The 12,133-nt window shown below is 37.5% G+C and carries 10 protein-coding genes; 7 read left to right on the top strand and 3 right to left on the bottom strand.

Going from position 1 to position 12,133, the window contains the following annotated elements; all coding sequences use genetic code 11:
* Positions 1 to 219: 219 nt before the first annotated feature.
* Positions 220 to 549 (bottom strand): hypothetical protein, encoded by a 330-nt coding sequence (locus tag ACXITR_RS10335; protein WP_457997147.1) that lies wholly within the window; start codon positions 547 to 549, stop codon positions 220 to 222.
* A 220-nt stretch (positions 550 to 769) separates the two neighbouring features.
* On the opposite strand from ACXITR_RS10335, the gene psb27 reads away from it, so the two are divergent.
* The 3 genes from psb27 to ACXITR_RS10320 all read left to right on the top strand — a co-directional run bounded on the left by psb27 (position 770) and on the right by ACXITR_RS10320 (position 3,322).
* Positions 770 to 1,177, top strand: coding sequence for a photosystem II protein Psb27 (gene psb27, locus ACXITR_RS10330; RefSeq protein ID WP_457997146.1), 408 nt, complete (start codon positions 770 to 772; stop codon positions 1,175 to 1,177).
* A gap of 208 nt (positions 1,178 to 1,385) precedes the next feature.
* Positions 1,386 to 2,588: a phosphoglycerate kinase gene (locus ACXITR_RS10325; RefSeq protein WP_457997145.1), complete on the top strand. Its 1,203-nt coding sequence runs from the start codon at positions 1,386 to 1,388 to the stop codon at positions 2,586 to 2,588.
* Positions 2,589 to 2,797: 209 nt separating this feature from the next.
* Complete coding sequence (locus tag ACXITR_RS10320; RefSeq protein WP_457997144.1) at positions 2,798 to 3,322, top strand: DUF2518 family protein; 525 nt, start codon at positions 2,798 to 2,800, stop codon at positions 3,320 to 3,322.
* A 104-nt stretch (positions 3,323 to 3,426) separates the two neighbouring features.
* On the opposite strand, the gene ACXITR_RS10315 is transcribed toward ACXITR_RS10320, so the two are convergent.
* The gene (locus ACXITR_RS10315) at positions 3,427 to 7,032 is read right to left on the bottom strand and encodes an EAL domain-containing protein (protein WP_457997143.1); all 3,606 of its coding nucleotides are present in this window, start codon (positions 7,030 to 7,032) and stop codon (positions 3,427 to 3,429) included.
* Positions 7,033 to 7,457: 425 nt separating this feature from the next.
* Between ACXITR_RS10315 and ACXITR_RS10310 the strand changes: the two genes are divergently transcribed.
* The gene (locus ACXITR_RS10310) at positions 7,458 to 8,426 is read left to right on the top strand and encodes a 3'(2'),5'-bisphosphate nucleotidase (RefSeq protein WP_457997142.1); all 969 of its coding nucleotides are present in this window, start codon (positions 7,458 to 7,460) and stop codon (positions 8,424 to 8,426) included.
* On the opposite strand, the gene ACXITR_RS10305 is transcribed toward ACXITR_RS10310, so the two are convergent.
* Positions 8,423 to 9,649, bottom strand: coding sequence for a family 10 glycosylhydrolase (locus tag ACXITR_RS10305; RefSeq protein WP_457997141.1), 1,227 nt, complete (start codon positions 9,647 to 9,649; stop codon positions 8,423 to 8,425). The genes ACXITR_RS10310 and ACXITR_RS10305 overlap by 4 nt on opposite strands.
* Positions 9,650 to 9,842: 193 nt before the next feature.
* Here ACXITR_RS10305 and btpA point away from each other — a divergent pair, with 193 nt between their 5' ends.
* From btpA to ACXITR_RS10290, 3 genes are all read left to right on the top strand, one after another.
* Positions 9,843 to 10,703, top strand: coding sequence for a photosystem I biogenesis protein BtpA (gene btpA / locus ACXITR_RS10300; RefSeq protein WP_457997140.1), 861 nt, complete (start codon positions 9,843 to 9,845; stop codon positions 10,701 to 10,703).
* 54 nt (positions 10,704 to 10,757) lie between these two features.
* Positions 10,758 to 11,765 carry a vitamin K epoxide reductase family protein gene (locus ACXITR_RS10295; protein WP_457997139.1) on the top strand — a complete coding sequence of 336 codons (1,008 nt, stop codon included), beginning with the start codon at positions 10,758 to 10,760 and terminating at the stop codon, positions 11,763 to 11,765.
* Between the two features lie 176 nt (positions 11,766 to 11,941).
* Positions 11,942 to 12,133: helix-turn-helix domain-containing protein (locus tag ACXITR_RS10290; RefSeq protein WP_457997138.1), on the top strand; the 192-nt coding region annotated here is incomplete at its 3' end.

Genomic DNA, 12,133 nt, shown 5'->3' with positions numbered 1-12,133 from the left:
GTGAACAAACAGGGAGAAATCAAACAGAGGTAGTGAGAGATTTTATAAGGAGAATAAGATTAAAAGAGTAGGCTAATCGCCTTTTGTTTGTTCAAGTCCCCCTAAAAGGGCGAGGCTTTAGACCCATTATTTTTGGTAAAAGTATTGGTAACGTAGAGAATTTTATTCAACCTTAACAAATGCGAGAGTGTAGGGTGGGAAATACCCACCAGTATTAATCTACATTCTGCCTAAAGAAGATATTTGGGCTAGTTTCCCTTTATCTATTCCTGCCAATTCTTCTATGTTTATCCAACCTTCTTTTAATAGTTGGGCAAAGGTAAAAACTAACATGGGTTCTCTGTTATCGTACTTCCCATCAAGATCATAGCGTTTTGAACTAAGAAGATCATGAATTTCCCAAAGTTCTTCCATATCATTTAGATTATGGATTTTTTCTTGAACTTGTCGAACTAGAGTTTTTGTCTCTCGCTCATAGGCTTTTTTTAAAACTTTTTCACTGATTTCTATTTCTGCCGTTGTCCATCCTGTAGTAATAGTGGTTGACATGGGTATTTATAACTAGAATATATAATGTGTATTAAATCTTGTAATATCATACCAATATCTTGCCATCACTGGTTAGGAATATGGACTAATAAGTTGAGTTTTGACGACAATATTAAAGTTTTTGGGTAGGAAAATAGTCTGATTTGATCGAATTGGAAAATGGGTTTAATACTGGTAAAATCAGTAAAGTGTCAATAATAAAATAATATTAAATAATTTTATGATTATAAAGTCCTATTTTTCTAAGCTCTTAGCTTTAGTTCTTGTGGTAGTGGTAGGTTTAGTCGGTTGTGGTAGTACCACTGGTTTGACTGGTAATTATACCCAAGATACTATGACTGTACTAGAAAAAGTCCAAGCGGCGATCGCCCTTCCTGCAGACATTGCCATCGAAGAGAAAAAAGAAATTCAAAGCGAAACCAAAAAACAAATTAACGACTACATTTCCCGCTATCGCAAAAATACTAACTACGGTGGCTTAAAATCTTTTACCACCATGCAAACTGCCCTTAACTCTTTAGCTGGTTACTATACTTCCTATGGAAATCGCCCCATTCCCGAAAAGCTCAAAAAACGCTTAAGTCAAGAATTTAAACAAGTGGAATTTGCCCTCAATAAAGGATATTAGGGTAATTGAGAATTGATAATGATTTGTTAATTCCATGGAGTTAGTTTTCAGAATAATGAGGCAGGAGATGTACTTTTCCTGTCTTTTTTTTGTCGATGCTTCATAGGTATCAATTGTGTATTGTCCAGTGTCATTGTAAAATTTGCAAAGAGTAATATTTTTTACTTTAAATATATTAAATTTCTGATAAACAAAAGGACATATATCCATGGCAAAAAAAACTATTGCGAATTTGACCGCATCAGACTTAGAAGGAAAAAGAGTATTAGTTAGGGTTGATTTTAACGTACCCATGGATGGGGGCAAAATTACCGATGATACCCGCATTAGGGCAGCGTTACCTACCATTAACGAGTTAACCTCCAAGGGTGCGAAGGTTGTATTATGTAGCCACATGGGGCGCCCCAAGGGTGAGGTAAAAGAAAGTTTACGTTTAACCGCTGTGGGTGTACGTTTATCCGAGTTGTTGGGTAAAAATGTTGTTAAATGTGATGATTGCATCGGTGAGGCTGTTACTACCGCTGTAAATGGTTTAAATAATGGTGATGTGGCATTACTCGAAAACCTCCGTTTTTATAAGGAAGAGGAAGCCAATGACGCTGAATTTGCTAAAAAATTGGCTAGTAACGCTGATTTATATGTAAATGATGCTTTTGGTACTGCCCACCGCGCCCATGCTTCCACGGAAGGGGTTACGCACCATCTTTCTACCTCCGTTGCTGGTTTATTAATCGAAAAAGAATTAGAATTTTTACAAAAAGCCATCGAAGCGCCTAAACGTCCTTTAGTAGCTATTATTGGCGGTTCTAAAGTTTCTAGTAAAATTGGGGTAATTGAAACCTTATTGGAAAAATGCGATAAACTCATTGTGGGTGGTGGCATGATTTTCACTTTCTACAAAGCCCGTGGTTTGGCTGTGGGTAAGTCTTTGGTAGAGGAAGACAAGTTAGAATTGGCTAAGGCTTTAGAAGCTAAGGCAAAGGAAAGGGGTGTGGAATTTTTATTACCTACCGATGTGGTAGTAGCGGATAATTTTGCCCCTGATGCCAATGCCAAAACCGTTGCCATTGATAGTATTCCCGATGGTTGGATGGGATTAGATATTGGTCCTGATTCTGTGAAAACTTTCCAAGATGCGCTCGCTGATTGTGGTAGTGTAATCTGGAATGGCCCTATGGGGGTATTTGAGTTTGATAAATTTGCTCAAGGTACAGAGGCGATCGCCCATACCCTAGCAGGATTAACCGAAGGTGGTACAATTACTATCATCGGCGGCGGAGACTCCGTAGCAGCGGTAGAAAAAGTAGGAGTAGCTGAAAAAATGAGCCACATTTCTACAGGTGGTGGCGCTAGTTTAGAGTTACTAGAAGGTAAAGTATTACCCGGTATCGCCGCTTTAAACGAAGCATAACCCTCGGTATTAGGTAGGCATCAGGAGTTAATAATTGACAGTGGACAATTATTCGGGTTGTTGTCAAATAAATTTTTTGCAAAGTTTGATCTTTATCTTACGAGGTTTCAAAATAAGCAGATATTTTATTGATAACAATTCCATTAACTCTTACCTGTTGCCTTAATTATCCACTATCAACTATCAACTATCAATTATCAATTATATTTATGGAATCTACATTAGATTTTGCCACTTATACATTATGGTCTGCCTATGGCACCATCGCATTTTTTCTTTTAGCCATCCTCGGATTTATCTTTAAATGGGGTTTTCGTTTCCGCTTTGTAGGGGCAACGGGCTTTATGATAGTCTTAACCATTGGTTTATTTGGACTCAATTTAGGATTATTTGGGCGCCCTAGCATTCCCAATGCCGTCAGATTTAACCTCGTCTATGATAATGGGGCGAATCAGGCAGTAATTGCCGTATCCACTGATATTACCAAAGAGCAATTGGAAGCCACCCTCCAACAAGCCGCCATTGATTTATTTTCCTATGGTAGAAGTGCCACCGATGGGGATGCAAATTTAACCGTTAGGGCAAGGGCGCAATATCATGGAGATGGTTTTACTTATCCTATCTATTTGGGGCAACTGAGGCGATCGCTCTTTGAACAAGAAGATGATAATATTGATCTACAAATATTTGATCAAGAATTTGCCCGTTTAGAATCTTTGCAACAAAATGGATAATTCCAAGCCCTCAAAAAATTTAACTGTTGATTGAGTTTGATTTATTAGCCGTGTAATTCATTACACGGTGGTGTAATCCACAACAATTAAACCCCAAGAATAGTTTACTCACCCCATTTTTCAATAAAAGCATCCGCCAAAGAAGCTCCCATGGGCTTAGAATAATAATAACCCTGACCATAATCACAACCCATTTCCTTTAAAACCTCCTCCTGAATAGGTAACTCAATACCTTCTGCAATCACATCAAGAGACAAATTATGGGCAAGGGATACTATCGCCTCCACAATAGCATTTCTAGGGGTTGTTCCATTGATGGACTCAATAAAAGCTCGGTCAATTTTAAGGGTATTAAAAGGTAAAGTATGTAGATAACTTAAAGACGAATAGCCCGTGCCAAAATCGTCCAAAGAAATTCTTAAATTTCGTGATTGAATATTATCAAGAATATATTTAGCTGTATGGAAATTATCCATTAAAACACTTTCGGTTATTTCTAATTTAATTCTCGTAGGATTTACTCCTGTTTCCGTCAAAAAACGATCTATTTTTACAAGGAAATCAGGCTCTAATAACTGCTTACTAGAAACATTAATGGCAATGGATAAATTAAGATTTGGGTATTTATCCTCCCATAATTTAGCTTGATGGGCAGCGGTGCGAAATATCCAGTCTCCAAGGGATATTATTAAGCCATTTTCCTCTGCTATGGGAATAAACTTCACAGGGGAAATAAATCCTAATGTCGGATTAAACCAACGAATTAGGGCTTCAAATCCTGCTATTTTTCCTGTTTTTAAATCAATAATGGGTTGATAAAATAACTCTAATTCTTTGTTGTCTAATGCTTGCCGTAGATAGGATTCTAATTGCAATTTTTGCACTAATTCTGTGTGCATAATGGGTTTAAATAGTTGATAACAATTTTTGCCCATGGTTTTGGCTTGGTGCATGGTTAAATCAGCATCCCTGACCATTTCCTCAGCATTTTTATACCCAATAGAGCTTAATGTAACACCTACACTTACAGAAGAAGCTATATAATTATTTTCGAGTTGATAGCTGGTATCACAAATATTGATGATGCTTTCGGCTACTTTTCTGGCTTGGTTGGGGGATTGTAAATCTTCTAAGAGAATGGCAAACTCATCACCGCTAATTCTTGCTACGGTATCTTTTTCACTGACACAAGATGCTATTTTACTGCCGATGGTGGCTAAAAGTTGATCTCCGATATGATGCCCGATGGTATCGTTTATTTTCTTAAAATTATCAATATCCACTAGCAGTATGGCACATAATTCGCTAGGATTTCGATCGCACCTTTTGAGGGTTTGAGCGAGTCTATCCATTAAGAGGAAACGATTCGCCAATCCTGTCAAGTCATCATACATACTATTATGCAAAATTTGTTCTTGCATATTTTTGATTTCGGAAATATCAACTATTTGTTGAATGAGTTGTACAATGTCTCCCTTACTATTACGTAATATGGTGATGTCAACGATACTGTGAATTACGGTGCCGTTTTTACTGATGTATCTTCTTTCTTGGGTATATTGGGTTTGATTATTTTTTATAATATTTTGGAGGAAAAAGTAATTGCTGGAAACGTCATCGGGATGATGTAGTATTTTCTCGTCTTTGTCAATCAACTCAGAGGCAGAGTAATTAAGTAATTTGCACAAAGAGTTATTAGTTTTTTGAATGATACCTTTTTTGTTGGTAATCATCATACCAATGGGGGCTAAGTCAAATATTAATTGTAATTCTTGCTGACTTTTTTTGAGGGCTTTTTGAGTTAAATATTTTTTGGTTATGTCGGTGATAATACCATCGATTCTAAGTAATTTATTTTGGTTATCAAATACTAAGTAAGCCCTATCTCGCACATATTTTTCTTCTCCGTTATAAGAGATAATACGATACTCTATATCATGGCTATTAGCATCATTATCAAGAATGGCAATATTTAAAATTTTAGCGTAATAATCCTTGACTCTTTCTTTATCTTCTGGGTGTACTAAGTCTAACCAAAAACATCTTTTCTGGAAAAATAATGATAATTCACATTCATATAAAATAGTTGCTGCGGTATTGATATAAATTAACTGTAACGTTTGAGGATGTATAGACCAAATAACGTCTTCTAGGGAAAATAATACCCCTTTTAATCTTTCTTGGCTTTCTTCTAAGGCTATTCTAATATGTTCTTTTTCTAGCTCTTTTTCCTCGGCAATTATTACTTTTCCAAGGTTATGGGCGATCGCCTCTATTAAGTATTTTTGTTCTCTCAAATAATGGATATTATCTTCGGTATCAAAAAGGTGCATTGTGCCATAAATTTCTCCATTAATCCAAATGGGAGTAGCTAAATAATTAGTTACTGTAACATTATTGATAAAATTATTTTCTGTGAGAGAATTAAAATGAATAGATAAGCCATTATAAATGGTATCTTTTTCATAACATATTTCCCGAGAAAGTATATTAATTAAAGAATTATCTTGGTCAAAAAATAGGGTGTCGGAAAAAGAAAAATATTGACTAGCAATGAAAGATCTATATTCGGATACCTCCATAATTACTCCAATTTGCATTCCTAATATTTCACAAGCATTGATCAAACACTCTTTTAAATTATTACTAATATCTTCTGTTAAATTGAAATTAATTTGATTTATTTTTTTTAGCTTTTCTTCAAATAAATTAGATTGTCCCGTATCAATATTAAAGGAAATTTGGTCATGGTATAATTCGGTAACATCTTTTTCGATAATAATAAAATTTGTTAAAATACTTTGGTTATGGATAGGATATAAATTGATTTCTGCCCAATAACTTGTACCATTTTGACGAAACTTTTCTGTAATAATTCTTGTTTCTTGTACAAGGGTGATCGCACTTTTTAAGTTATATAAACCGTATTCCTGAAACTTTTGATTAAAAAAAGAAAGATAATTTTTACCCATAACATCTTTCTGGGTATAGCCTGTTAACTCTAAAAAATAGTTATTAACATAAACAATAGGATAGTCAGTTTTTTGAGCATCAAGAATAACAATACCATGGTAATTAAAATTGATACTCTGCTCCAACAAATATAGAGTATTATTTTCCCTCAGAAAGCTAATATTTTGTTGTAAAAGAATAATTAAATTATTGATTAAATCTATGGCATCTTCATTAAAAGTATTTTCCCTCGGACTATAAAAACCTAAAATTCCTAATTTTTCTTGGGTATCAGGATGAATAACCGAAAAAATAGCCCCAGACACTAAATTATCTTCTTTGAGAGGAAATGTAAAATTAAACTTATTTTTATTTTTAAGATTATCGTAAACTAAATAGTTATATTCAGATTGCCAAAGAGAATTTAACTCATTAGCACTATTATTTACTACTAAATTTTTATATTGTTTTTGATTCCACCCTGTAATATGTTTTAATTTAAATTGATCTTCTTTAGTCTGGTATTTAAAATAATAGCTATGGGAAATATTTAGCACCTCATTAATTACCTTTATCACATGACCATAATAATAAGGACTTTTGATCAGGGCAAGATTTTTTGATTCTTTGACCACTACTTGCTGATACTGATATTTTTGATTTAGTAATTCATTTCTTTCCTGAAAAGATAAAACTTGATAGGATTTTAAATCTAGTGTGTGTTGTAAGGTTGCTCCCTTTCTTTTTTCCTTTATCAAAAAGTAACTTATGAAACCATTTATAACAACTAAGGATAAAATTAATGACCAAAATAAATACATAAAACTAAAGAAGAATTTAGATAGTTATAAAAAGCAAAATGTAAAACAACCTTGATTATGTTTATTTATAATAGTTGTATTGGAATGATAGATAAATAAAGGTAATTAATTATTTAAATAGTGGAAAAATACAAGCAAATAATAAACCAGAATCTATTCTTTAACAGAATATAAAAACTTCTTTGGTTTCAATTATTGATGATTATTTTTTCAGAAATCATAAATCACTACTATTTTATCCAATAAAAGGTTGAACTTGTGCTTTAGGGAATGGTTAAGACTCATTTTGCCCACTATGGCCACTATATTGAACAATTATGGTTAATAATTATTAGACATATATCAATAATTTACTAAATTACATGGACTATAATCGACTTAAAGAAATTGCGATCGCCTCTGTTCAACAATCCGCTAAACTGTGTGAAGAAGTAAGACAAAATATTCCCAAAGCCATCGAAAAAGAAGATAAAAGCCCCGTTACAGTGGCGGATTTTGGTTCCCAAGCCCTTATTTGTAAGGCATTAAAAGAGGCTTTCCCCGATATTCCCATTGTTGGCGAAGAAGATGCTACGGCATTGAGAAAATCTGAATCCGTAGATACTATCAACAGGATTACAGGATATGTAAAAAATATCATTCCGTCCGCCACCGCCGATGAGGTTTTAAACTGGATAGACTATGGTAATGGTAGCGTAGGAGATTGCTTTTGGACTCTTGACCCCATTGATGGCACAAAAGGGTTTTTACGTCAAGATCAATACGCCATCGCCCTTGCCCTGATAGTAAATGGAGAAGTAAAATTAGGTCTACTCGGTTGCCCTGCCCTCTCATTAAGCCAAGGGGAAACAGGATGGCTATTTGTCGCCCAAAGGGGAAAAGGTGCCTATAGAATGCCCATAGCAGGGGGTGAAATGATTAAGCAACAGGTAGTAGATAAACAAGATGTAAGCCGTTTTCGTTTTGTTGAAAGTGTTGAAGCCAGCCATGGTAATCAAGCCTTACAAAATACCATCGCCCAATCCGTCGGTATCACCACAGAATCAGTGCGGGTGGATTCCCAAGCTAAATATGGTATCGTTTCCTCTGGAGAAGCTGCCCTTTATTTGCGCCTACCTTCTCCAAAATATCCTAATTATAGGGAAAATATTTGGGATCATGCCGCCGGGGCGATCGTGGTAGAAGAAGCAGGGGGCAAAGTTACGGATATGTATGGAAAGCCCCTCGATTTTGGTACTGCCTCGAAAATGAATGATAATCGTGGAGTAGTGGTAACCAATGGGGCAATCCATGATACGGTTATTCAAGCCATCCGTCAGGAAAATAATTAAATACCATACCGAGGTACAGGATTGAGGATGGTGGCGCTGCGATGGGATTGACGGGGAAAAAGAGCCCGAAAATTAGATTTTCTCTCGGCTTTCGATTCAGGGGTTCGATTCCACATACTACCATAGAAAAAGAAAGAGACTCCCAGCCTTTCTCGTCGCACTGCCAATGTCTTATCCCGAATAAAGTCAATGGACTTAATACGGTTGCCCAACCCTGTTAAAATACCGATGCCGACGGGGATTTTTTCCCTAGCCTCACGAATTTCGGGACTACTAATTTCCCTCACAAAAGCAGATAAATCCGCCCGATATACTTGCACAATCAACTCATTGATTAAGTCTTTTCTTACCCAGTCTAGCCAATCCTGTAAAAAGGAATTATAGGCGGTGGAATAAGGGTTAGGAGAAATAGAAAAAATAGCATTGGGTTTTCGGGCTTTAATTTGCTGATTGAGTCTAGCTACAAATTGAGTTATTTTATCTGCTCGCCAGCGCACCCAAGCCGCATCCCGATAATTAGTGGGGGGATTTTGATTGGTTTCTTGGTGATAGAGATTACGGGTGTAGGAATCATAACCAAGGGAAACGGGCAAGGCTAAATGATCATCAAATTGAATACCATCAATGTCATAACGGTTAACCACTTCCATCACCAAAGAGCTAATAAATTGTTGTACTTCGGGATGAAAAGGATTTAACCAGACAACTTCCCCCGCCGCACTAGAGGTGGTTTGGCTTCCATTTTGGGCTTGGGTTAACCAATTAGGATGATTAAGGGCTAACTCGGAGGTGGGAGGTGCCATAAAACCAAATTCAAACCATGGTAATACCAGCAATTGTTGACGATGGGCTTCATCAATTAATTCGGCTAAAGGCTCTTGTCCTTGAAATCCCCTATGGATAAACGGTTGTATTCCTGCCCTTTGCGCCACGGGGCTAGGGTACAGCGCATAACCTGAATTCCAAACTACGGGATAAATAGTATTAAAATTCATGGAGGACAAATTGGCGATCGCCTCTTTCATTTTAGGACGATCAAAAATCGTATCCGTATCGCTAGTGGTTAACCATACTCCCCTAATTTCTGCGGGGGCATTCTGGGAAAATGCAGGAAGAGTCCAACCACCTATCATCAAAACACTGAGGTAAGAAGCGAAAAATAAAGCTAATAGTTTCCATGGGCGAAAAGATAACCACTTACCCATAATAAATTTTTTGTTCATTTATAGACAATTATCTATGGAAAATAAAATAATGATTCGCCCTATTCTATCAAACAGCTTGTCGTTTGTGTGTCATAAAGTCGAGAAATATTTGGCGAAGTTACCACGCACCATTAAAATAAGAACTTGCTAAGAAGATAAATTAATCTGATTGTACTTCGGCTCAGAAGGACAGACTATATATTAAATTTTTATGATAACTGAACAAATATTTGGCAAAAGAAACCCCATCATCGGAGTTGTCCATCTACTACCTTTGCCTACCTCTGCCCGTTGGGGGGGAGACTTGCAAGCCGTCATGGAAAGGGCTGAACAAGAGGCAACTGCTTTGGCCGCTGGGGGGGTGGATGGTATTATTATTGAAAATTTTTTTGATGCCCCTTTTACTAAGGATAAAGTAGATCCTGCGGTGATTAGCGCCATGACGTTAATTGTTGACCGCATTATGAGCTTGGTAATGTTACCCATTGGCTTAAACATCTTGCGCAATGATGCTATGACAGGGTTAGCCATCGCCTCTTGTGTGGGGGCAAAATTTATCCGAGTAAATGTCTATACAGGAGTCATGGCAACGGATCAAGGTTTGATCGAGGGGAAAGCCCACGAAATCCAACGCTATCGCCGAGAATTGGGGCAGGATATAGCTATATTCGCTGATGTGTTAGTAAAACATGCCCGTCCTTTAGGTAGTCCTAATCTTACCAATGCGGTAAAAGATACCATCGAAAGAGGATTGGCGGATGCGGTGATTCTCTCTGGTTGGGCCACTGGTTTACCCCCTAACTTGGAGGATTTGGAACTAGCTCAACAGGCGGCTAATGGCACTCCTGTATTAATTGGCAGTGGTGCAGACATTGATAATATCGGTGAATTGATTCAATTTGCTGATGGGGTGATTGTGGCAAGTTCCCTCAAAAGAAAGGGTGATATAAATGAAACTATTGATCCTACTAGGGTATCTCAATTTGTGGAGGCGGTGGGGGAAGCCCTCGAGCAAAAGCCTGAGAAGGCAAAACAAACCATGGATAATTCATCTACTGGTAACCTGAAATAAATAATAATTGCTAAAATTCAGATCTAATAAATAACTAAGTATAAAGAAAGTATTATGATTCGTCGTCGTCGCAATGTACCGTGGATACAAAAACATTCACGCTTAATTATAGGTGCGATCGCCCTTGTGGGTCTTATTTTAACCTCCTATTTAACCGTTACCTCCCTTGCGGGGGGTGAAGTCGTCTGTACTGGGGAAGCAGGAGGCGCTTGTGATAGTGTCCTTGATAGTGCCTATGCCTATCCCTTCGATCCCGTCGGCAGAACCGGTCCTCCCCTTAGTGTATTGGGTATGTTAGGCTATTTAACCATGGGAGTATTATCCCTTGCCCCCCTCACCGTTTCCCCCGAAAATAACAAAAAACTACGACAAAAGTTAGAAACCAATAGCTGGTTACTGATTCTTGCCCTCAGTTTTGCCATGGCAACTTTTAGTGGTTACTTAATGTATGTTCTCGCTTTTGAGTTACAAACCGCTTGTTATTATTGTATTGGTTCTGCCCTATTTTCCCTCAGTTTCCTTGTCATGGCTTTTGTGGGCCATGATTGGGATGATATAGGTCAAATTTTATTCATCGGTGCCATTGTCGTCCTCGTTACCATTGTAGGGGCGATCGGGGTCTATGCCAACGTTAATGCCCCCACCGCTAACAACGATATTGCCGTTGCCCCCGGAGAACAAATTCCCATTCCTCGCCCCACCACTGCCCCCCAAGCCCCCATTGGCTGGGAAATTACCACCACTTCGGGCCCAGCGGAAATCGAACTAGCTCAACATTTAGCCTCCGTCGGTGCTACCAAATATACCGCCTACTGGTGTCCCCACTGTTATGATCAAAAACAGTTATTTGGGGAAGAAGCGTACAATATTGTTCCTCATATTGAATGTACCCCAGATGGCTTAAATGGTGAGCCTGAAAAGTGTGAAGGAGTCGTCAGGGCATTTCCTTCTTGGGTAATTGATGGACAACTAATCGAAGGCACTCAAACCCTCGAGCGTTTAGCCGAGTTAACGGGATATACGGGCAATACTGATTTTAAATACACCCTATCCCGGCGTTAAATTTTAGTTATTTTGAGACTGAGTTTTTAGCTCATCAGCGAGAAGCCCCACGCTTAGTTTTCGATTGAAAAATAATTAAACAAGCGTGGGATGAATCTTTGCCAAGGTATATTGCACAAACCAATAACGCTATGCTACTATATTTCTAGGCAAAATAATCTGTAAGCCTAGCTATAGTGATAAACTTAAATTTCGAGTACCGCATATATCCAGAGCTACTACAGGAGCAAACGCTTCTGGAGTGGCTTTTTATATGCAAAAAAGTTTACAATTATTGCTTGGCGGAAAGAAAAGACTGGATGAAATCTAGGAAGTCTTGGGTAGATAGATGTTCACTTGATAGGGAGTATATTATCCCTGCGGACGCT

Source organism: Cyanobacterium sp., from assembly GCF_054166785.1.
This window is presented reverse-complemented; position numbering and strand designations above follow the sequence as displayed.